Raw genomic sequence first — 21,112 nt, 5'->3', positions numbered from 1 at the left:
ACCGCCGGCACCAGCGGCAGGCATCGCGCCGGGCGTCACGCCGCGGCCGTCGAGTCCCGCACGGTCCGCACCACGACCGACCGCAATTGCTCGAGATTGGCCGCCATGCCGGCGATCGCCTGCCTGACCTCCGCGGCGCGCTCGTTCACGGAGGCGGCGTCGCGGCTGACATGACCGATCTTGGCCGAGACCTCCTTCGCCGCCGACGCGGATTCGGAGATCGACCGCGTGATCTCACGCGTCGCGGCGTCCTGTTCTTCCATCGCGGCAGCAACCGAGGTCGCGACACCGTCGATCTCGGCGATGTGGCCCCCCATGGTCTCGACGGCGTCGACGGCAGCCTGAGTCGCGGTCTGGATCTCGGCAATCAGCCGCCCGATCTCCTCGGTGGACTTGGCGGTCTGATCGGACAGCGATTTCACCTCGGTGGCGACCACCGCGAAGCCGCGGCCGGCCTCGCCGGCACGCGCCGCCTCGATCGTGGCATTGAGCGCCAGGAGGTTGGTCTGCCCGGCGATGCCGCCGATGAGATCGGAGACCTCGGCGATCTTCCTCACCGAACCGGCCAGCGCCTGAATGGTCGAGCGCGCCTGCTCACGGCCGGCGACCGCAGATTTGGTGACCGTGCTGGTCCTCGCGACCTGACTCGCGATCTCGCGGATCGAGGCGCTCAGCTCTTCGGCCGCAGCCGAGACGGTTTGCGAGCTGCCGAGGGCCTGGGTGGAGGCCGCGGCGACCGCCTGCGACTGCGCGGAGAGCGAACTTGCGATCTCGGACAGGCTGGTGGCGACCCGCTCGACGCCGTGCGCCGCCGTGCTCGCGGTGTCGACCGACCGGCCGGTCTCGCGTTCGACGGTCTCGGCCATCTGCTGCAGGGCGCCGCGCTTGGCGCGCGCGGCCTCCTGTTCCTGCCGCAACTGCTCCTCGCGCAGGCGGGAATTCTCGACCGCCGCCTGCTTGAACACCAGCAGCGCACCCGCCATCGAGCCAACCTCGTCCTGGCGGTGCGCGAAAGGAATGTCGGCTGCGAGATCGCCGGTCGCGAGCTTCTGCATCGTGTCCGTCATGCGGACGATCGGGCGCACCACGCCGAGCGCAACGCCGAGCAGGCCTGCGGCAATGAAGGCGAGGACGGCGGCGGAGACGCCGAGGAGGATGTAGAGCATCGAACTGTCGCGCTCCGCGGCCAGCTTCTCCATGGCGGCATTCTGCTTGTTGGCACTCTCGACGATGCTGTCGATGACGGCGCGATGCGCGGTGTATGCGCCCTTGAGCTGCGCATAGGCGCGCTCGGAAGCGACCGCGTCCTTGGCCTTGAGGGCTGGCAGGAGCTGGTCGGACGCCTTCCAGAATTTCTGCACCTCGGCATCGGACTTCGACACCAGCGCGGTCTTCAGGTCTGCCGAGAGACTGGAGGAGACCCAGATTGCCTTGCGCTCGTCGTAATCCTTGCGGAGCTGAACCAGGCGCTCGCCATGAGCGGCAAGCTGGTCCGGCTCGCGCATGGCAAGCGTGGCCTCGAGATAAGCTTCGATGACATATTCCGGCGGCGGCAGGATATCGGCGATGAGGTCGTTGCCGAGCTTGATGTCGGAATAGAGCGGGCCGCCGACCTTGAGCTCTTTTAGGGCGTAGAGGCTGGTGGAGACCACGGCCGTAAAGCCGAGGGCCAGGACGATGCCGAATGCAATGATCGCCAAGGAAAGCGAAAAACGAATTTTCATGGAACAATCCGATCGCGCGGTCGAAATCCAAATGGATGCTAAACGACTACGGTAAACACGGGATTGCTACGCGCGGAAATTGCGCTCGGCGAACTCCGGGGAAACTACGGGAAAAGCGGTCAGGGGCGGCTTCCGATACGGAAGGCGCCAGGCCGTCGTCCCGGACAAGCGCGTCTCAGCCGTCCGCAGGTCCGGGACGACGCGGGAGTTAAACGTCGAAGAACACCGTCTCGTCGTCGCCCTGGAGCCGCAGGTCAAGCCGGTAAACCGCCTTGCCGGCCTCGCGCGTCGCAACCAGCGTGGCGCGGCGCTCAGTGGGCACCAGCGCCAGCACGGGATCGGCGGAATTGCCGGCCTCATCGCTGAAATAGATGCGGGTATAGAGATGCCTGAGCATGCCGCGCCCGAACACCGCAAGAAGGATGTGCGGCGCCTGCGGCTTGCCGTCGGGATCCGGCACGGCGCCGGGCTTGATGGTCTCGAAGGCGTAATTGCCGTCCTTGTCGGTGCCGCAGCGGGCAAAGCCGCGGAAGCTCGCATTCGGCAGCGCACGCTTGTCCTGCGGGTCGGCAAAGCGACCTTGCGCGTCCGCTTGCCAGATCTCCAGCATGCAATCCGGCACGGCGACGCCATCACCGTCAAATACCCGGCCCTCGATGCGGATACGGTCGCCGGAAACGTCGGGCGTGAGCGTCGAGTTGGTGAACGCGTCGTTCCAGGCGTATTCGCCGTTCGGCGTCAGGCCGTACTTGAAGAACGGACCGACGGTTTGCGATGGGGTGATCCCGTTGGGCTTCACAGAATCCTGCACTTAATGGTTCTCCATAGGCGTCGCGTTCTGGCCGCGCAGCACGATGTCAAAGCGATAGCACAGCGCCCATTCGGGCTGTGTGTTCTCGAGATCGAACGACGAGACCATCCGCGCCCGCGCCTTTTCGTCCGGCACCGAATTGAAGATCGGGTCGAACGGGAACAGCGGATCGTTCGGGAAATACATCTGCGTCACGAGGCGCGTGACAAAGGAGTGGCCGAAGACCGAGAGGTGGATGTGCGCGGGCCGCCACGCATTGTGATGATTGCCCCAGGGATAAGCGCCCGGCTTGATGGTGACGAAGCGGTAGTAACCGGAGGCATCGCTCACCGTGCGGCCGGCGCCCGTGAAATTTGGATCGAGCGGTGCCGGGTGCTGGTCACGGACATGGACATAGCGGCCGCAGGAATTGGCCTGCCAGATTTCGACCAGCGAGTTCGGCACGCCGCGGCCGTCCTCGTCGCGGACGTGGCCATGCACGATGATGCGCTCGCCGAGCGGCTCGCCACTGTGCTGGCGGGTCAGATCATTGTCGCCCTCGCGCACGGTCTCGTGGCCATAGACCGGGCCAGTCAGCTCCGACAGGGTGTGGCGCATCGGAATCACGGGCTGGTGCGGCGCGCGCTTGATCGAGCTCTTGTACTCGGGAGACAGCGGCAGCGGATGCGCCTTGTTGCTGTCGACGGGATAGACGAATGTCATTGGCGAACTCCTCCCCGGCCGTTCTGGGGCCGGTCAACGCTCGACAATCATTATAGGACATAACTAATTTGGGGAAGCGGGTTTCGCAGCCCCTATTACTTGTTGTTTCCGGGGGCAGCCCGAGAGGGCTGAACCTGAGATCCCGGGTTCGGTGCAAGCGCACCGCGCCCGGGGATGACGAGATGCGCCGCGCTCCGTCAGTTCAACTTCTCGATCGCGACCGCGACGCCCTGGCCGACGCCGACGCACATGGTGGCAAGCGCGAGCTTGCCGCCGCGCTTTTCCATGCCATGCACGGCGGTGAGCGCGAGACGGGCGCCACTCATGCCGAGGGGATGGCCGAGCGCGATCGCGCCGCCATGCGGATTGACGAAGTCGGCGTCATCAGCCACGCCGAGCTGACGCATGCAGGCGATGCCCTGCGAGGCGAAGGCTTCATTCAGCTCGATCAAGTCGAAATCGCTGATCTTCTTGCCGAGCCGCTCCATCAGCTTGCGCGTCGCCGGCACGGGTCCAATGCCCATGATGCGCGGCGGCACGCCGGCCGAGGCGAGGCCGAGAATGCGCGCGCGGGGTGTCAGCCCGTGCTTCTTCACCGCAGCTTCGGACGCGAGGATCATCGCGGCGGCGCCGTCATTGACGCCGGAGGCGTTGCCGGCAGTGACCGTGCCGGGATTGCGCACGATCGGCTTCAGCTTGGCGAGCCCCTCCAGCGTGGTCTCGGGGCGCGGATGCTCGTCTTGGTCCACCGTGATGGGGCCGGCCTTGCCACCGGCAATGGTGATCGGCGTGATCTCTTCCGCAAAATAGCCGGATGCAATCGCCGCGCCGGCACGCTGCTGCGAGCGGATCGCGAAGGCGTCCTGGTCGGCGCGCGAGACCTGGAACTCCTCGGCGACGTTTTCGCCGGTCTCCGGCATCGCGTCGACGCCATACTGCGCCTTGAGCAGCGGATTGATGAAGCGCCAGCCGATCGTGGTGTCGAAGATCTCGGCCGAACGCGAGAACGCCTCCTGCGCCTTGCCCATGACGAAGGGGGCACGGGTCATGGATTCGACACCGCCGGCAATCGCAAGCTCGATCTCGCCGGAGCGGATGGCGCGCCCCGCGGCGCCGACCGCATCCAGCCCGGACGCGCAGAGCCGGTTCAGGGTCTGGCCCGGAACCGAATCCGGCAGGCCCGCCAGCAACAGCGCCATGCGTGCGACGTTGCGATTGTCCTCGCCAGCCTGATTGGCGCAGCCGAAGAAGACTTCGTCGACCTGGGCCCAGTCGAGCTTGGGATGCTTGGCCATTAGCGCCTTGATCGGCGCGGCCGCCAGGTCGTCGGCGCGCACCTTGGCGAGCGAGCCGCCGAAACGGCCAATCGGGGTCCGCACGGCATCGCAGATAAAGACGTCACGCATCGCTGTTCTCCCTGAATGCCGTGGTTCGGCCGGAATTCTTCAATGACGGCGGAGTTTTAGGAGGCCGCCCGCAGCCGGTCAATTGACTGATACGCGCGTGTTCCGATGGGGCGCACGCCAGCCACGCATGCCGCAATGCGGACAACGTGGAAAACCTCGCCGCTGCGGCCAAAGCGATAGGAGCAGGTGCCGAAATTTTGTAGGTTGCACCGCCCATGACAATGCAACAGCCAATACCTGTACCGCCTCCCGACGACACGCCCGCGCCGCAGGCGGAAGCTGCCGCGCGTGTCACGCCGATGATGGAACAGTACCTCGAGATCAAGGCGGCGCATCAAGGCTTGCTGCTGTTCTACCGGATGGGCGATTTCTACGAATTGTTCTTCGAGGATGCCGAAATTGCCTCGAAGACGCTCGGCATCGTCTTGACCAAGCGCGGCAAGCATCAGGGCACGGATATCCCGATGTGCGGGGTGCCGGTCGAACGCTCCGAGGATTATCTGCACCGCCTGATCTCGGCCGGTCACCGCGTCGCGGTCTGCGAGCAGACCGAGGATCCCGCTGCGGCCAAGGCGCGCGGGAACAAGAGCGTGGTGCGCCGCGGCGTGGTGCGGCTGGTCACGCCGGGCACGCTGACCGAGGACACCCTGCTGGACGCGCGGGCGAACAACTACCTGCTGGCGATCGCGCGCGCCCGCTCCTCCGCCGGTGGCGACCGCTTCGGCCTTGCCTGGATCGACATCTCGACTGCCGAATTTATGGTGACGGAGTGCGGCGGCGGCGAGCTCGCCGCCACGCTGGCGCGCATCAATCCGAACGAGGCGATCGTCAGCGACGCGCTCTATAATGACAGCGAGCTCGGACAGACGTTGCGCGAGCTGCCGGCGGTAACGCCGCTGACCCGCGACGTGTTCGACGGCGCCACCGCCGAGAAGCGGCTGTGCGACTATTTCGCTGTCGCCACAATGGATGGGCTGGCGCAGCTCACGCGTCTGGAAGCCACCGCGGCGGCCGCCGCCGTCACCTACGTCGACCGCACCCAGGTCGGCAAGCACCCGCCGCTGTCGCCGCCGGCGCGCGAAGCCTCGGGCGCAACCATGGCGATCGATCCGGCCACCCGCGCCAATCTCGAATTGACGCGCACGCTCGCCGGCGAACGCCGCGGCTCGCTGCTCGACGCCATCGACTGCACGGTGACCTCGGCCGGTTCTCGGCTGCTGGCGCAGCGACTGGCGGCGCCACTGACCGATGCGCCGGCGATCGCCCGGCGGCTCGACGCCGTCGGCGCCTTCGTTGCCGATTCCGCCGCGCGCGAAGACATCCGCAGCATCCTGCGCGGCGCGCCGGACATGTCGCGGGCGCTGGCCCGTCTCTCCGTCGGCCGCGGCGGACCGCGCGACCTCGCCGGCATCCGCGACGGCATCATCGCCGCCGACCAGGTGCTGACGCGGCTGTCCGAACTCGACCAGCCGCCGCAGGAGATCGTGGCGGTGATGGCGGCGCTGCAAAAGCCATCTCGCGCGCTGGCGACGGAGTTTGCCGGCGCGCTCGATGAGCAACTGCCATTGATCAAGCGCGACGGCGGCTTCGTTCGTCAAGGCTTTGAGCCTGCGCTCGACGAAGCCCGCAACCTGCGCGATGCTTCGCGCCTGGTGGTGGCCTCAATGCAAGCCCGCTACGCCGACCAAACCGGCGTGAAGGCCCTGAAGATCCGGCACAACAATGTGCTCGGCTATTTCGTCGAGGTGACCGCGCAGCACGGCGACAAGCTGATGTCGCCGCCGCTGAATGCGACCTTCATTCATCGCCAGACGCTGGCGGGCCAGGTACGCTTCACCACCTCGGAGCTTGGCGAGATCGAGGCCAAGATCGCAAATGCCGGCGAGCGCGCGCTCGGGCTCGAGCTCGAGATCTTCGAGCGGCTCTGCGCCAAGGCGCTCGAGATCAGTGAAGACTTGCGCGCCGCCGCGCACGGGTTTGCGCTGCTCGATGTCGCGACGTCGCTGGCCAAGCTGGCCGTCGACGAGAACTACGTGCGGCCCGAGGTCGACACCTCGCTCGGCTTTGCGATCGAAGCCGGCCGCCATCCCGTGGTGGAGCAGGCGCTCAAGCGCAATGGCGAGCCGTTCATCGCCAATGCCTGCGACCTCTCGCCGGCGCCCGGACAGAAGTCAGGCCAACTCTGGCTGCTCACCGGTCCCAACATGGCAGGTAAATCCACATTCCTGCGCCAGAACGCGCTGATCGCCCTGATGGCGCAGATCGGCAGTTTTGTGCCGGCCGCGCGGGCGAGGATCGGCATCGTCGATCGCCTGTTCTCGCGGGTCGGCGCGGCCGACGATCTCGCCCGCGGCCGCTCCACCTTCATGGTCGAGATGGTCGAGACCGCGGCGATCCTGAATCAGGCCGGCGAGCGCGCACTCGTGATCCTCGACGAGATCGGCCGCGGCACCGCGACCTTCGACGGCCTCTCGATCGCCTGGGCCGCGATCGAGCATCTGCACGAGAGCAATCGCTGCCGCACGCTGTTCGCCACGCATTATCACGAGCTGACGGCGCTCTCGGCAAAACTGCCGCGCATGTTCAACGCCACCGTGCGCGTGAAGGAATGGCAGGGCAATGTCGTGTTCCTGCACGAGGTGCTGCCGGGCTCGGCCGATCGCTCCTACGGCATTCAGGTGGCCAAGCTCGCCGGCCTGCCGCCGGCCGTGATCACGCGGGCCAAATCGGTGCTGGCCAAGCTGGAGGCCCAGGACCGCGGCCAGACCGCCCGCGCCCCCGCCGACGATCTGCCGCTGTTCGCCGTGCCCTCGCGCGCCGCGGCGGAGGCCGCGCCGCCGAGCGAAGCGGAGCTTCTAATGGAAGCGGTGAAGGCGTTACATCCCGACGAAATGTCGCCGCGCGAGGCGCTGGATGCGCTGTATGCGTTGAAGGCCAAGCTGCCGAAGCAATAAGCACGCCGCGACCGCAATCGTCATTGCGAGCGGAGCGAAGCAATCCATTCTCTCTCCCCGTGATCGTCTGGATGCTTCGTCGCCTCGCTCCTCGCAACGACGGAGGTTAGTGCGCCAGCCGCTTCCTTCGTCCATTCCACCACAGCGTCAGGTTCCACACGATGCAGGTGGCGAGCCCCATGCTGAGGCCGATCGCGGAGCCGAAGTTTGCGGCGCCGACATGCATCACCGCAATCGCCATACCGAACCCGAGCAAGCCCCAGGCAGAATTGGCAAGCACCGCGGCGGTCGGCGGGCCACCGATGCGCGGATGCAGGATCACCATCATGCTGGTGAAGACGATCGGGTAGAGCGCGATGACACCGGAGACCCGCGGGCCGACCCAGCCCGAGGTGGAAACCACGATGGCGACGAGCGTTGCCACCAAAGCGGCGCGGAACGGAATATCGTACCAGCGACGCGTCACCAACGGCATCTTCACATGGCGGTACTTAGCGAGCAGCGGAATGCAGATGCCGAAGGCAATCAGGTTCACGGCGAGTCCGGCCGTCAAGGTCCAGTCGAACAGGCGGATGATGGAGGCCAGCACGATCCACACGGCGATCGCGCTGCCGGCACTCACCAGCAGATTGTGCCGCTGCGCCAGCACGACATAACAGAGGCCAAGGACGATCGTCGCGGCGTTGACGGGAAGGCTCGACAGGGCGCCTTGCGCGATGAAGGCGGCGTTATGGTCGAGCGCGAGAAAGACATAGGAAGGGCCCGCTGAGATCGGTAGCGTCGCCACCAGCGCACCGATCACTGGGCCGGAACGTTCGGTGATGATCGACGCCGTCACGACGAACGCCGCCGCGATCGCCATGCGCAGGAGAAGGAAAAGGATGAGGTGGAGATCGGGGGACATCTAGCGCGGGATGATTTTCGTTGAGGCGAATTAGCCGCGGGTTCGTTCACCTCTCCCGGAGGGAGAGGTCGATTTGCACAGCACATCGGGTGAGGACTTCAGGTCCCCACGAGAGAACGCCCCTCACCCGCGCCGTCGGCGCAACCTCTCGCAATGGAAGTGGGCAGCTACATCCGCTGCATCGACACCGACACCTTCGGGCCGTTCTTGATGGTCTGATAGACCACGCAATAGCGCTCGGTGAGCTTCAGCAGCAGATCGAGCTTGTCCTGCGGCGCGTCGGTGTCGACCTCGAAGCGCAGCCGGATCTCGGCGAAGCCGACCGGGGTCTCCTTATCGACGCCGAGCGTGCCGCGGAAATCGAGATCACCCTCGGCATAGACGTTGCCGGTCTTCAAGGGCACCTCGATCGCGGTCGCAACCGATTTCAGCGTGACGCCGGCGCAGGCGACCAGCGCTTCCAGCAACATGTCGCCGGAGCACAGTTCGAGGCCGGAGCCGCCGGTGGCCGGATGCAGGCCGGCCATCGCAATGGCGCGTCCGGTCTCGACCTTGCAGGCGATGCCTTCGCTGTCTGTCGAACCCTTCGCCTTCAGCGTGATCAGCGCAGCCTTCGGATCAGTCTTGTAGCGCTCCTTGATCGGGGCCTGCATCTGGCGCAATTGGGCAGCGTCCATGTTCGTTCTCTCCCGGAAGATTTCCCCTCGATGTACCGGCTTGGAGACGAATTGTCACCACCACATGGCCTGACCGGGACCCTGGGTTGCGTCACGGTCAGGCACCCTGCGGTCGAGTGAGCGGTCGAGTGAGGTCAGCACACTTCTTTTGAAGTTCTCGAACAGCGGCGAATTGCGGTCGCGCGGCCGACCCAGATTGATCTCGATCTGATCGAACAATCGGCCGGGCCGCGGCCGCATCACCAGCACGCGATCGGCCAGCACGACGGCTTCGTCGACGTCATGTGTGACGAGCATCAAGGTCGGCCGCGTATCGGCCCAGAGGTCGAGCAGATGATCCTGAAGGTCGCGACGGGTGAAGGCGTCAAGCGCCGAGAACGGCTCATCGAGCAGCAGCACCTCCGGCTGCGGCACCAGTGCGCGTGCGATCGCGACGCGCTGCGCCTGCCCGCCGGAGAGCTCGCGCGGCCAGGCCTGCGCCTTCTCGGTGAGCCCGACGCGTTCGAGCGCGCGCGCCACCTTCTCGCGCCGCTCGGCTGCGGGCAGATCGGCAAGTCCGAAGCCGATATTGTCAGCGACGCTGAGCCAGGGCAAAAGCCGCGGCTCCTGGAAGATGATGCCGATCTTGGCGTGCGGCGCGGCGATCGCCTCATCGTCGAGCGTCACTGTGCCGGAGCTGGCGCGATCGAGGCCGGCGATGGCGCGCAGCAATGTTGATTTGCCGCAGCCGGAGCCGCCGATGATGGCGACGATCTCGCCTTGGCGGATCTCGGCGGAGAAGCGCGCCAGCGCCTCCACGCCGTTGGGATAGGTCTTGCTGACCCGGTGGAGCGCCAGCATCGCGTCACGCTCCCTTCGCGCGTCCGAAGGCATCCTGCCAGCGCAGGAAGGGCGCGGCCGCGACTTCGATCAGCCAGTCCGTGAGCTTGCCGAGGATGGCGAAAATCACGATGGCCGCGAGGATCTGTGCGGGCTTGCCGAGCTGCTGGCCGTCGAGCAGGAGATAGCCTAGGCCTTCGGAGGCGCCGATCAGCTCGGCCGCCACCACGAACATCCAGCCCAGACCGAGGCCGACGCGCAAGGACACGACATAGGCCGGCAGCACCGCGGGCAACAGGATGCGCCGGATCATGGCCGGCCCTGAGAGGCGGAAGGTGCGGCCGACCTCGACGATCTTGCGGTCGACCGCGAGGATCGCGCCCATCACGCCGAGATAGACCGGAAAGAACACGCCGACCGCGATCAGCGCGATCTTCGAGGTCTCAAAGATGCCGAGCCAGAGAATGAAAAGCGGCACCCAGGCCAGTGAAGGGATCGCGCGCAGCGCCTGCACGGTCGGATCGAGCAGCCGCCGCGCCAGCGACCAATAGCCGGAGATGGCGCCTAACAGCGTGCCCGCGACCACGCCGAAGGCGAAGCCGAGAGCGACCCGCCACAGCGTCGCTGTGATGTGGCGCACCAGCTCGCCGGAGCGGGCGAGCTCGGTGATGGTGGCAAACACGCGCGAGGGCGATGGCACCAGCCGCCCGTTGGACCAGCCGAGCCAGACCACGAGCTCCCAGCCAAGCGCGAGCATCAGCGGCAGCAGCACACCCAGCACCGGCCGCGCGTAGCGGGCGATGCGCGAAGGCGCAGCCGCGGTTTCGGCCGGCTCCGAGGATTGTTGCAGGACTGGCGCGTCGGAGATCATGGCCATAGCAAGCGCGTCTGGTCGGGGAATGCAAGGAGCCTCAATTCGTCGGCAGCGGAACCTGGTCGTCGATCAGGGCATCCAGCGTCGCCTTGACGTCGACCTTGGCGTCGACGACGCCTGCCTGCTGGAGCGCGAGACCCGCGGCGAGGATCGATTCGCGCTGGGGCGCGCCGATGCGGCTATGGGTGAGCTCGGTGCGCTCCCTGAGCTGCTTGTCGACGACCGCCTCGGGCAGTTTTGTGACCGCGATGAAAGTCTTCTTCAGCTCGTCGTAATTCGCCAGGGCGTATTTCCGCGCTTCCTCGTAAACCGCGAGGACGCGGCGAGCAGTGTCCGGATAATCCTTCAGGAACTGCTCGCGCACATTGAGGATGCCCCAGGTGTTGGCATCGGCCTTGCGGTAGAACAGCTTTGCGCCCTCTTCGACCTCGGCCTGCGCCATCATCGGATCGAGACCGGCCCAGGCATCGACGTCGCCGCGGACCAGCGCGGTCTTGCCGTCGGCGTGCTGGAGCAGCACCGGCGTGATGTCCTTTTCGGTGAGACCCGCGCCAAGCAGCGCGCGGACCAGGAAGATGTGCGGATCAGTGCCGCGCGTCACCGCAACGCGCTTGCCCTTGAGATCGGCAACGCCAGCGATCTTGGAATCCTTTGATGTCACCAGCGCCGTCCATTCCGGACGCGAATAGACATAGATTGACTTGATCGGATTGCCGTTGATACGGGCGACCAGCGCGGCCGAGCCCGCGGTCGAGCCGAAATCGATCGAGCCGGCGTTAAGGAATTCGAGCGCCTTGTTCGAGCCGGCGGACTGCACCCAGGTGATCGTGATGCCGTCCTTGGCGAACTCTTTCTCCAGCAGTCCCTTCTGCTTCAGGACCATCGACACCGGATTGTAGGTCGCCCAGTCGATGCGGATCTCCTTGAGCGGATCCGCCGCCCGTGCCGCAGGGGTCAATGCGAGCGCTACGGCTCCCGCCAACAGAATGCGTCGTGTAATCCTGGTCATGCCCAGCTCCTCCAAAATTTCATTGTTTTTCAAGGAGTTATTTCTAGAGGTCAACGAGAAAATCCGTCCCTTGCAAGCGCGCAGCCCGAGAACAGATTTGCCCAAAGCCGCAGCTTTCCAGCATGGAACGACTATTGCCAGAGAATCGCGGGTGACAGCGCCTGCCGCCTCTTATATCCGGTGAGGCATGGACAGCATCGCGACTGAGCAGAAGCCCGAAACGGATGACCGCTTCGACAGCGCGCGGATCACCGCCGCGGTCGATGCGCTCGCCGAAAAGCACGAGGGCCGCGAGGACGCGTTCCGCACCGCCATGGCGCAATTGCTCAAGGCCGAGTTGATCGCGGCGCGCGCCGCCGCACAGGCGATCCTGCTCAAGGACCGCCACGGAAGGCGCTGCGCCGAGCGACTGTGCCACGTCCAGGACGAGATCATCCGCATCCTGTATTCGGCCGCGACCCGGCATCTCTACCGCTCGCCAATCCCGAGCGGCGCCGAGCGCATGGCGGTGGTGGCGACCGGCGGCTATGGCCGCGGGCTGATGGCGCCGGAATCCGACATCGATCTGCTGTTCATCCTGCCCTACAAGCAGACCGCCTGGGGCGAGCAGGTCGCTGAAGCCATCCTCTACTGCCTCTGGGACATGGGGCTGAAGGTCGGCCACGCCACGCGCTCGGTCGACGAGTCGATCCGGCAGGCGCGCGGCGACATGACGATCCGCACCGCGATCCTGGAGACGCGCTTCCTGACCGGCGACAAGCCGCTCTATGACGAATTGGTCGAGCGCTTCGACAAGGACGTGGTGCAGGGCACCGCGTCCGAATTCGTCACCGCAAAACTCGCCGAGCGCGAGGAGCGGCATCGCCGCGGCGGCCAGTCGCGCTATCTTGTCGAACCGAATGTCAAGGACGGCAAGGGCGCCCTGCGCGACCTGCACACGCTGTTCTGGATCGCAAAGTACGTCTATCGCGTCCGCGATACCGACGAGCTGGTCGAGCGCGGCGTGTTCGACGCGCAGGAATATCGCAGCTTCCGCCGCTGCGCCGATTTCCTCTGGTCGGTACGCTGCAATCTGCATTTCTACTGCAATCGCGCCGAAGAGCGCCTCTCCTTCGACCTCCAGCGCGAGATCGCGGTCAGGCTCGGCTACACCTCGCATCCCGGCATGCAGGACGTCGAGCGCTTCATGAAACACTACTTCCTGGTCGCCAAGGAAGTCGGCAACCTCACCGCCATTCTCTGCGCCAAGCTCGAGGACCAGCAGGCCAAGCCCGCGCCGGTGCTGAGCCGGATGATGGCGCGGCTGCGGCCCAGCACCGTGAAGCGGCGCGTGCCTGACAGCGACGACTTCATCGTCGACAACAATCGCATCAACATCGCCGCGCCCGACGTCTTCAAGCACGATCCGGTCAATCTGATCCGCATTTTCCGCCTGGCGCAGAAGAACAACCTCGCCTTCCATCCGGATGCGATGCGCGGTGTGACGCGCTCGCTGGGCCTGATCAACGCCCAGCTGCGCGAGAATCCCGAGGCCAACCGGCTGTTCATGGAGATCCTCATCTCCGACAATGCCGAGATCGTGCTGCGGCGGATGAACGAGACCGGCGTGCTCGGCCACTTCATCCGCGCCTTCGGCAAGATCGTCTCGATGATGCAGTTCAACATGTATCATCACTACACGGTCGACGAGCACCTGATCCGCTGCATCGGCTTCCTTCAGGACATCGAGCGCGGCGGGATCGAGGAGTTCGCGCTGGCCAGCGACCTGTTCCGCAAGATCAGGCCCGAGCACCGGCCTGTCATCTACATCGCGACGCTGCTGCACGACGTCGCCAAGGGCCGCCTCGAGGATCACTCCATTGCCGGCGCCAAGGTGGCGCGGCGGCTGTGCCCCCGGCTCGGCTTCAGCCCGGCCGATACCGAGCTCGTGGCCTGGCTGATCGAGGAGCATCTGACGATGTCCACGGTCGCGCAGTCGCGCGACCTCTCGGACCGCAAGACGATCGAGAATTTCGCCGCGGTGGTGCAATCGGTCGAGCAGATGAAGCTGTTGACCATCCTGACAACCGCCGATATCCGCGGCGTCGGCCCGGGCGTGTGGAACGGCTGGAAGGCGCAGCTGCTGCGCTCGCTCTATTACGAGACCGAGCCGGTGCTCACCGGCGGCTTCTCGGAGGTCGACCGCGGAAAGCGCCTCGCCGTTGCGTACGCCGAATTCCGCATGGCCTTCGCCGAATGGCCGGCTGACGAGCTCGATGCCTATATCGGCCGGCACTATCCAGCCTATTGGCTCAAGGTCGAGCTGCCGCGAAAAATCCGCCATGCCCGCTTCGTCCGCTCCAGCGAGCAGGCCGGCCACAAGCTCGCGATCAATGTCGGCTTCGACGAGGTGCGTGGCGTCACCGAGCTCACGATTTTCGCCGCCGACCATCCCTGGCTGCTCTCGATCATCGCCGGAGCCTGCGCCTCGGCCGGCGCCAACATCGTCGACGCCCAGATCTACACCACCACCGACGGCCGTGCGCTCGACACGATCTCGATCTCGCGGGAGTATGACCGCGACGAGGACGAGGGACGGCGCGCCACCCGGATCGGCGAGATGATCGAGGACGTGCTGGAAGGCAAGCTGCGCCTGCCGGAAGTGGTGGCGCGGCGCACCGTGCGCAGCAAGGCGAAGCCGTTCGTGATCGAGCCGGAAGTGACCATCAACAACCAATGGTCCGACCGCTACACCGTGATCGAGGTCTCCGGCCTCGACCGCCCCGGCCTGCTCTACGAGCTGACCACCGCGATCTCCAAGCTCAACCTCAACATCGCCTCGGCGCATGTCGCGACCTTCGGCGAGCGCGCGCGCGACGTGTTCTACGTCACCGACCTCCTGGGCGCACAGATCAACGCGCCGACCCGCCAGGCCGCGATCAAGAGCGCGCTGACCCATGTGATGGCCGGCGACAAGGCGGTGCAGCCGGCGGCGTGATCTCGTCCGTTGTTCCGGGGTGCCGCGGAATGACGAAAAGGAGAGACCTAAAGCTCCACCCCCTCATGCCGCAGCAGCCAGCGCTTGCGCTCGAGCCCACCGCCGTATTTCACCAGCGAGCCATCGGCGCCGATCAGGCGATGACACGGCAGCACCACGCTGATCGGATTGGAGCCGTTGGCATGGCCGACGGCGCGAATGGCTTTGGGCATGCCGATCTTTGCCGCGAGTGCGCCGTAGCTCATCGTGGTGCCGGCGGGAATCCGCGCAAGTGCGGTCCAGACCTTCCGCTGGAACGACGTGCCGCCGATACGCCATGCGACGCCCGAGAGCTGGCCGAGATCGCCTTCAAAATAGCCCGACAGCGCAGCCCGCATCTGCGTCGGCGCAGGCTGATCGCTCAGATCCACCACCCCATAATGCAGGCGCAACAGCTCGCGCATGCGGTGCTCGTAATCCGCCCAGTCGAGCGCGCGCAAGGCACCATCGGCATCTGTGACGAGCAGGGCGATCCCGATCGGCGTCACCAGGCGATCGAGACCAAAGCGTTCAGGCGTTTTGGTTGGTCCAGCGGGCATTGCGGCACCATTGCATCGAAACACGCCGCCGGACTTGCCACGCCGGCCGTACTATCGTCCACCCGAAAGCTGACGCTTTGGGGGAGCCAACCTGATTTTGATCGCCAACCTTAGCGTTTCCGGACAAAGCTGTGCGTGACGTGGCCGGCGACGGTTTGCGCTGATGGCATTGTTCCTGGCCTAGTTTTTAGCCTGAGACGCTACGGCGCAGCGCCGTGATCCTTGCGCGGCGGCGAACGTTCCTCCACAATCTTTGGCAGCGATGGCGACCGTTGCAATCAACGGACAAAGACCATCGATCGATAATTCCGTCAGGAGGAACGAACTAACATGAACAATCGCAGAGCCTTCCTAGCTGCCACGGCGGCGCTCGCCTTCGCATTCTCCGCGAGCCAAGCCCTCGCCCAGAAGAAATACGACACCGGCGCGAGCGACACCGAGATCAAGATCGGCCAGACCGTTCCGTTCTCCGGTGCCTACTCGGTCTACGCCAATATCGGCAAGACCCAGGCCGCCTATTTCAAGATGATCAACGATCAGGGCGGCATCAACGGCCGCAAGATCAATCTGATCCAGTATGACGACGCCTATTCGCCGCCGAAGACGGTCGAGCAGGTCCGCAAGCTGGTCGAAGGCGACGAGGTGCTGTTCACCTTCCAGCTGATCGGCACCGCGGCCAATGCCGCCGTGCAAAAATATCTCAACGGCAAGAAGGTGCCGCAACTGCTGGCGTCCACCGGCGCCGCGCGTTTCAACGATCCGCAGAACTTTCCCTGGACCATTGCCTACAATCCGAACTACGTGTCCGAAGGACGGATCTACGCCAAGTACATTCTCGCCAATCACCCCAATGCCAAGATTGGCGTGCTCTACCAGAACGACGACATGGGCCGCGACTATCTCGCGGGCCTCAAGAGCGGCCTCGGTGACAAGGCCGCCAGCATGATCGTCGGCGAGGTCTCCTACGAGGTCACTGATCCGACCGTTGACTCCCAGGTGGTCAAGCTGAAGTCGATGGGCGTCGATCTGTTCTATGACGCTTCGACGCCAAAATTCGCGGCGCAGGCGATCAAGAAGCTCGCAGACCTCGGCTGGTCTCCGGTGCATATCCTCGACATCAATGCGAGCCCGGTGTCGGCGACGCTGAAGCCGGCCGGCCTCGATATTTCCAAGGGCATCATCTCGACCAATTACGGCAAGGACCCCGGCGATCCCCAGTGGAAGGACGATCCGGGTGTGAAGGCCTTCTTCGCTTTCATGGACAAGTATTTCCCGGAAGGCGACAAGCTCAACACCGTGAACACCTATGCCTATTCGGTGGCGGAGCTCCTGGTCCAGGTGCTGAAGCAATGCGGCGACGACCTGACGCGTGAGAACGTCATGAAGCAGGTCGCCAACATCAAGGGCTATACGCCGAGCCTGGCGCTGCCCGGCATCAAGATCACCACCGGTCCCAACGACTACCGCGTCAACAAGCAGATGCAGATGATGAAATTCAACGGCGAACGCTGGGAGCTGTTCGGGCCGGTCATCGAGGACACGGGGCCGTCGGGCTAGGCTAAACGGTCATTCCGGGATGGCGCGCAAGCGCCAGACCCGGAATGTCGAGATTCTCAGGTGCGCAAGTGCGCACCATCATTCGATGCATTCGCATCGCCCCGGAATGACGGGGCCTACTCCGGTATCTCCCCAAAATTCTTCCCCACCGGCAACACCGCGTGTCGGATCAGGCGCGAATCCTCCACCGCTGCCTGCCTATGCTTCACCGCCTCGCGATAGACGGGATCTCGGATCATCTCGACGAAGGCTGAGACGCTCGGATATTCGGCGATGAAGCAATGGTCCCAGCGCTCCTCCGGGGGACCGATCAGCATCAGCTCGAATTTGCCTTGCCAGACAATGCGGCCGCCGAGGCGTTCGAACACCGGGCCGCTCTCGCGGCCATAGGCCGCATAGGCTTCGGCGCCGCTCGCCTTGCGGCCGTCCGGATAGGCCGCCTCTTTGCGCAGCCGCACCAGATTGAGCATGTGGATCGGGCCCGGGCGGTCGTTCTCCCGGAATTGCGCGAAGATCTCCTTGGTCGGATCGATATGGCCCATGCGAGTTTCCTTTTTCTTGATGCGAGCGATCCTAGCTCTGGCGCTCCAGAAGCGGAACTGCGGCCGGCGAATGCCGCACCTCCTAATTGCGCGTTAAGCTCTGGTTAACCGGGCCTTAAACAGCAACCGCTAGCGTGCGGCGGGGCGGGCTGACCGGGCGTTTGGCGTATGGCGTGGGGAAAGAAGAAGGGTGGGCGGAAGGAGCCGCTATTCGGCTTGCCTGCGGCGCTCGCCGACCTGCGCCTGACCGCGGCGGACCGCATTCCCGGTGGCGACGACAAGCCCAAGAAATCAGCGAAATCATCCGCCAAGCGCAAGAGCGACGATGCCGGCGACGAGCCGCCGCGCGAACGCAAGGCATCGGCCGGCCGTAGCGGCGCCAAGCGGCGGCCAAAGTCGCGCGGAGGCTTCAGCCTCGGCCGTCTGGTCTATTGGAGCGCGGTGCTGAGCTTGTGGGGCGTGATCGCCGTGATCGGCGTCGTGATCTATGTCGGCGCCCATCTGCCGCCGATCCAGTCGCTGGAAATCCCTAAGCGCCCGCCGACGATCCAGATCGTCGGCATCGACGGCAGCATGCTGGCACAGCGCGGCGAGATGGCCGGCGCCAACGTCGCGCTGAAGGACCTGCCGCCCTATCTGCCCAAGGCGTTCATCGCCATCGAGGACCGCCGCTTCTATTCCCATTTCGGCATCGACCCGGTCGGCATCCTGCGCGCCCTCGTCACCAACGTGCTCCATCGCGGCGTCTCGCAGGGCGGCTCGACGCTGACACAGCAGCTCGCCAAAAACCTGTTCCTGACCCAGGAGCGAACCATGCAGCGCAAGCTGCAGGAGGCGGAGCTCGCGATCTGGCTGGAGCGCAAGCATTCCAAGAACGAGATTTTGGAGCTCTACCTCAACCGCGTCTATTTCGGCTCCGGCGCTTATGGGGTCGAGGCCGCGGCGCAGCGCTATTTCGGCAAGTCGGCCAAGAACGTGACGATCGCCGAAGCCGCGATGCTGGCGGGCCTCGTCAAATCGCCCTCGCGCCTTGCGCCGAACCGCAATCCCGAGGGCGCGGAAGCGCGCGCACAAATCGTGCTCGCGGCGATGGCGGATGCAAAATTCATCACCGACGCGCAAGCCAAGGCCTCGATCGGCCACCCCTCCTATAACGTGAAGCCGGTCGGCGCCGGAACGGTCAATTACGTTGCCGACTGGATCGGCGAGGTGCTGGACGATCTCGTCGGCCAGATCGACGAGAGCATCAAGGTCGAGACCACGATCGATCCGAAGCTGCAGAGCGTGGCGGAAGCCGCCATCATCGACGAGCTCGCGGCCAAGAGCGTGAAGTTCAACGTCAGCCAGGGTGCGCTGGTGGCGATGACGCCTGACGGCGCGGTGCGCGCCATGGTCGGCGGGCGGAACTATTCCGACAGCCAATACAATCGCGCGGTCACCGCAAAACGCCAGCCGGGCTCCTCGTTCAAGCCGTTCGTGTACCTGACGGCGCTCGAGCAGGGGCTGACGCCGGATACCGTGCGCCAGGACGCCCCGATCGAGGTCAAGGGCTGGAGGCCTGAGAACTACACCCACGAATATTTCGGCGCGGTGACGCTGACGCAGGCGCTGGCGATGTCGCTCAACACGGTCGCGATCCGCCTTGGCCTCGAGGTCGGACCGAAGAACGTGGTGCGCACGGCGCACCGGCTCGGCATCTCCTCGAAGCTCGAGCCGAACGCCTCGATCGCGCTCGGAACATCGGAAGTCTCTGTCGTCGAGTTGGTCGGCGCCTATGCGCCGTTCGCCAATGGCGGCCTCGCGGTGGCGCCGCATGTCGTGACGCGGATCAAGACGCTCGGCGGCAAGCTGCTCTACATGCGCCAGCCGGACGAGCGCAACCAGGTGATCGACCCGCGCTATGTCGGCATGATGAACACGATGATGCGGGAGACCTTGATCAACGGCACCGCCAAGAAGGCCGAGATCCCGGGCTGGCCGGCGGCCGGCAAGACCGGCACCAGCCAGGATTACCGCGACGCCTGGTTCATCGGCTACACCGCCAACCTCGTCACCGGCGTCTGGCTCGGCAATGACGACAACTCGCCGACCAAGAAGGCGACCGGCGGCGGGCTGCCGGTGGAAGTGTGGACGCGCTTCATGCGCACGGCACATGAGGGTGTGCCGGTGGCCGCCTTGCCGAGCTCACCAGGCGGCTGGGGCCTTTCGAACCTTGCGCAGGCCGCCTCGCAGGTCTCCGCGCCGACCTCGGCCGGACCGGCCCCGACGAACAATGGCGGCTATCGGCCGCCGCCTCCGACGCGCGCCAACGTACGCCCCGAGGCGGCGGCAGGGCTCGACGGCTGGTTGATGGACCGGCTGTTCGGCGGAAATCGATAGGTTCGGGTTGAGGTCCTGAGCGCATCAAAACAAAACTGCGAAAACAACCCCATGCACAGTAGCCGGTGATAGAGGAATCAACGGCTTACGCGGATCGCAGAACAGCCGACGCTGGCGGCAAGACCATTTGACACGTCGGCTCAAAACAGCAGCGTTCGGCGAGGCCGATGCTGGCTGGGCTTTGATCCAGCGCAGCAGCTTCTCGACCAAACAATCACTGCCTCTCGAATACCGGATCGCCCGCTCCAGTGCGCGAGCGCCCGACAAAAGCAGGGCCTAATCCTCGACCCCATACCGGTGCAGATCATTCCCGTACGTGTCGAGCCACTTCTTGGCGCGTTCCATTGACGGGCAGATCTTACCGCAGACGCGCCAGAACCGCGCCGAGTGGTTCATCTCGACGAGATGGGCAACCTCGTGGGCAGCGAGGTAGTCGAGCACGAAGGGCGGTGCGAGGATCAGCCGCCAGGAGAACGACAGCGAGCCCGCCGAGGTGCAGGAGCCCCAGCGGCTGGACTGGTCGCGGATCGAGAGCCGCTTGACCCTGACGCCAAGCTCGGCCGCGTAGGCCTCGGCTGAGCGCTGGAGATCGCGGCGCGCCTCACGCTTGAGGAAGTCGCTGACGCGGCGGTCGACATGCTCGAGACCACCGGCGACGCAGAGAATGCGTTCGCCGGACTCGCGCATCTCGGTCCACACCGTGCCGCGCTGTCCGGCGCGATGAACGATGCGATGGGGCGTGCCGCGCAACGGTATCACCGTGCCTGGCTGGAACGGCGCCGCCTTCGGCAACCGGCCGAGGCGTGCGGCGATCCATGCGCCGTGACGCTGCGCGAAGTCTTTTGCTTCGGCGAGCGTGCCGCGCGGCGGCATGGTGAGGATGGCTTCGCGGTCGCTCGGATGGATTCTGAGCGTATAGCGTCGCGCGCGTCTGTGGCGGCGCAGCCGGATCGCAAAAAATTGCGAGCCGTGGGTGATGACGAGGGTCTTTGGTTCGTGGGGCCGCCGATAAAGGAGCGCGCGAGTGGCCATGTCTGTCAGTCCGGGGGGCAGGAGGGCGCCCGGATTCTGCCATAACCGCCGCCATGGGAAGCGCTCGGCGCAAAAACAAATCATTTGCCCAATATACAGCGGTCAGGCGTCCGGGAGACCCTACAGACTGGGGTTGGAACCATCAATTTTCGCCCCCGCTGGACGCA

Annotated in this window: 16 protein-coding genes; 4 read left to right on the top strand and 12 right to left on the bottom strand. The window is 65.3% G+C overall.

The window, feature by feature from the left end:
* Positions 1-35 precede the first annotated feature (35 nt).
* The 4 genes from IVA98_RS10925 to pcaF all read right to left on the bottom strand — a co-directional run bounded on the left by IVA98_RS10925 (position 36) and on the right by pcaF (position 4,643).
* The gene (locus IVA98_RS10925; protein ID WP_247303689.1) at positions 36-1,724 is read right to left on the bottom strand and encodes a methyl-accepting chemotaxis protein; all 1,689 of its coding nucleotides are present in this window, start codon (positions 1,722-1,724) and stop codon (positions 36-38) included.
* Between the two features lie 208 nt (positions 1,725-1,932).
* Complete coding sequence (gene pcaG / locus IVA98_RS10920) at positions 1,933-2,535, bottom strand: protocatechuate 3,4-dioxygenase subunit alpha (protein ID WP_247281972.1); 603 nt, start codon at positions 2,533-2,535, stop codon at positions 1,933-1,935.
* Entirely contained in the window at positions 2,536-3,237 is a 702-nt protein-coding gene (gene pcaH, locus IVA98_RS10915; protein WP_247354841.1) for a protocatechuate 3,4-dioxygenase subunit beta, read from the bottom strand. It abuts the gene before it with no gap.
* Between the two features lie 197 nt (positions 3,238-3,434).
* A complete protein-coding gene (gene pcaF, locus IVA98_RS10910; protein WP_247303694.1) occupies positions 3,435-4,643 on the bottom strand; it encodes a 3-oxoadipyl-CoA thiolase in 1,209 nt (402 codons plus the stop codon).
* A gap of 215 nt (positions 4,644-4,858) precedes the next feature.
* Here pcaF and mutS point away from each other — a divergent pair, with 215 nt between their 5' ends.
* Positions 4,859-7,597 (top strand): DNA mismatch repair protein MutS, encoded by a 2,739-nt coding sequence (gene mutS / locus IVA98_RS10905; RefSeq protein WP_247303695.1) that lies wholly within the window; start codon positions 4,859-4,861, stop codon positions 7,595-7,597.
* A gap of 106 nt (positions 7,598-7,703) precedes the next feature.
* Here mutS and IVA98_RS10900 read toward each other — a convergent pair whose 3' ends face one another.
* The 5 genes from IVA98_RS10900 to IVA98_RS10880 all read right to left on the bottom strand — a co-directional run bounded on the left by IVA98_RS10900 (position 7,704) and on the right by IVA98_RS10880 (position 11,880).
* Positions 7,704-8,501, bottom strand: coding sequence for a hypothetical protein (locus tag IVA98_RS10900; protein ID WP_247335621.1), 798 nt, complete (start codon positions 8,499-8,501; stop codon positions 7,704-7,706).
* Between the two features lie 167 nt (positions 8,502-8,668).
* Positions 8,669-9,178, bottom strand: coding sequence for an OsmC family protein (locus IVA98_RS10895; RefSeq protein WP_247303698.1), 510 nt, complete (start codon positions 9,176-9,178; stop codon positions 8,669-8,671).
* Positions 9,179-9,232: 54 nt separating this feature from the next.
* Positions 9,233-10,018, bottom strand: a complete 786-nt coding sequence (locus IVA98_RS10890; RefSeq protein WP_247303700.1) for an ABC transporter ATP-binding protein — start codon at positions 10,016-10,018, stop codon at positions 9,233-9,235.
* 4 nt (positions 10,019-10,022) lie between these two features.
* Entirely contained in the window at positions 10,023-10,868 is an 846-nt protein-coding gene (locus IVA98_RS10885) for an ABC transporter permease (RefSeq protein WP_247303955.1), read from the bottom strand.
* A gap of 40 nt (positions 10,869-10,908) precedes the next feature.
* Positions 10,909-11,880, bottom strand: coding sequence for an aliphatic sulfonate ABC transporter substrate-binding protein (locus IVA98_RS10880; RefSeq protein WP_247303702.1), 972 nt, complete (start codon positions 11,878-11,880; stop codon positions 10,909-10,911).
* A 187-nt stretch (positions 11,881-12,067) separates the two neighbouring features.
* On the opposite strand from IVA98_RS10880, the gene IVA98_RS10875 reads away from it, so the two are divergent.
* Positions 12,068-14,857, top strand: coding sequence for a [protein-PII] uridylyltransferase (locus tag IVA98_RS10875; RefSeq protein ID WP_247303704.1), 2,790 nt, complete (start codon positions 12,068-12,070; stop codon positions 14,855-14,857).
* A 47-nt stretch (positions 14,858-14,904) separates the two neighbouring features.
* Here IVA98_RS10875 and IVA98_RS10870 read toward each other — a convergent pair whose 3' ends face one another.
* Entirely contained in the window at positions 14,905-15,435 is a 531-nt protein-coding gene (locus IVA98_RS10870) for a methylated-DNA--[protein]-cysteine S-methyltransferase (protein ID WP_247303706.1), read from the bottom strand.
* Between the two features lie 330 nt (positions 15,436-15,765).
* Here IVA98_RS10870 and IVA98_RS10865 point away from each other — a divergent pair, with 330 nt between their 5' ends.
* The gene (locus tag IVA98_RS10865; protein WP_247303708.1) at positions 15,766-16,992 is read left to right on the top strand and encodes an ABC transporter substrate-binding protein; all 1,227 of its coding nucleotides are present in this window, start codon (positions 15,766-15,768) and stop codon (positions 16,990-16,992) included.
* Between the two features lie 116 nt (positions 16,993-17,108).
* Here IVA98_RS10865 and IVA98_RS10860 read toward each other — a convergent pair whose 3' ends face one another.
* On the bottom strand, positions 17,109-17,534 hold the full coding sequence (locus tag IVA98_RS10860) for a DUF1330 domain-containing protein (RefSeq protein WP_247335618.1): 426 nt from the start codon (positions 17,532-17,534) through the stop codon (positions 17,109-17,111).
* A gap of 168 nt (positions 17,535-17,702) precedes the next feature.
* Between IVA98_RS10860 and IVA98_RS10855 the strand changes: the two genes are divergently transcribed.
* Positions 17,703-19,913 carry a transglycosylase domain-containing protein gene (locus IVA98_RS10855; protein ID WP_247303710.1) on the top strand — a complete coding sequence of 737 codons (2,211 nt, stop codon included), beginning with the start codon at positions 17,703-17,705 and terminating at the stop codon, positions 19,911-19,913.
* Positions 19,914-20,189: 276 nt separating this feature from the next.
* Here the strand turns inward: IVA98_RS10855 and IVA98_RS10850 are convergent, their stop codons facing one another.
* Positions 20,190-21,029 (bottom strand): M48 family metallopeptidase, encoded by an 840-nt coding sequence (locus IVA98_RS10850; RefSeq protein WP_247303711.1) that lies wholly within the window; start codon positions 21,027-21,029, stop codon positions 20,190-20,192.
* Positions 21,030-21,112 lie beyond the last annotated feature (83 nt).

The sequence above is a fragment of the Bradyrhizobium sp. 160 genome (assembly GCF_023073735.1).
In the GTDB taxonomy this organism is placed as follows: domain Bacteria; phylum Pseudomonadota; class Alphaproteobacteria; order Rhizobiales; family Xanthobacteraceae; genus Bradyrhizobium.
The sequence above is the reverse complement of the archived record's forward strand: the minus strand, read 5'-3'. Positions and strand labels throughout refer to the sequence as shown.

Bases quoted from the DNA above. Each gene is read 5' to 3' on its own strand.
- IVA98_RS10890 (WP_247303700.1), bottom strand. From the start codon at position 10,018: ATGCTGGCGCTCCACCGGGTCAGCAAGACCTATCCCAACGGCGTGGAG.
- IVA98_RS10860 (WP_247335618.1), bottom strand. From the start codon at position 17,534: ATGGGCCATATCGATCCGACCAAGGAGATCTTCGCGCAATTCCGGGAG.
- IVA98_RS10885 (WP_247303955.1), bottom strand. From the start codon at position 10,868: ATGATCTCCGACGCGCCAGTCCTGCAACAATCCTCGGAGCCGGCCGAA.
- IVA98_RS10855 (WP_247303710.1), top strand. From the start codon at position 17,703: ATGGCGTGGGGAAAGAAGAAGGGTGGGCGGAAGGAGCCGCTATTCGGC.
- IVA98_RS10870 (WP_247303706.1), bottom strand. From the start codon at position 15,435: ATGCCCGCTGGACCAACCAAAACGCCTGAACGCTTTGGTCTCGATCGC.
- mutS (WP_247303695.1), top strand. From the start codon at position 4,859: ATGACAATGCAACAGCCAATACCTGTACCGCCTCCCGACGACACGCCC.
- IVA98_RS10850 (WP_247303711.1), bottom strand. From the start codon at position 21,029: ATGATTTGTTTTTGCGCCGAGCGCTTCCCATGGCGGCGGTTATGGCAG.
- IVA98_RS10880 (WP_247303702.1), bottom strand. From the start codon at position 11,880: ATGACCAGGATTACACGACGCATTCTGTTGGCGGGAGCCGTAGCGCTC.
- IVA98_RS10875 (WP_247303704.1), top strand. From the start codon at position 12,068: ATGGACAGCATCGCGACTGAGCAGAAGCCCGAAACGGATGACCGCTTC.
- IVA98_RS10900 (WP_247335621.1), bottom strand. From the start codon at position 8,501: ATGTCCCCCGATCTCCACCTCATCCTTTTCCTTCTCCTGCGCATGGCG.
- IVA98_RS10925 (WP_247303689.1), bottom strand. From the start codon at position 1,724: ATGAAAATTCGTTTTTCGCTTTCCTTGGCGATCATTGCATTCGGCATC.
- IVA98_RS10865 (WP_247303708.1), top strand. From the start codon at position 15,766: ATGAACAATCGCAGAGCCTTCCTAGCTGCCACGGCGGCGCTCGCCTTC.
- pcaH (WP_247354841.1), bottom strand. From the start codon at position 3,237: ATGACATTCGTCTATCCCGTCGACAGCAACAAGGCGCATCCGCTGCCG.
- IVA98_RS10895 (WP_247303698.1), bottom strand. From the start codon at position 9,178: ATGGACGCTGCCCAATTGCGCCAGATGCAGGCCCCGATCAAGGAGCGC.
- pcaF (WP_247303694.1), bottom strand. From the start codon at position 4,643: ATGCGTGACGTCTTTATCTGCGATGCCGTGCGGACCCCGATTGGCCGT.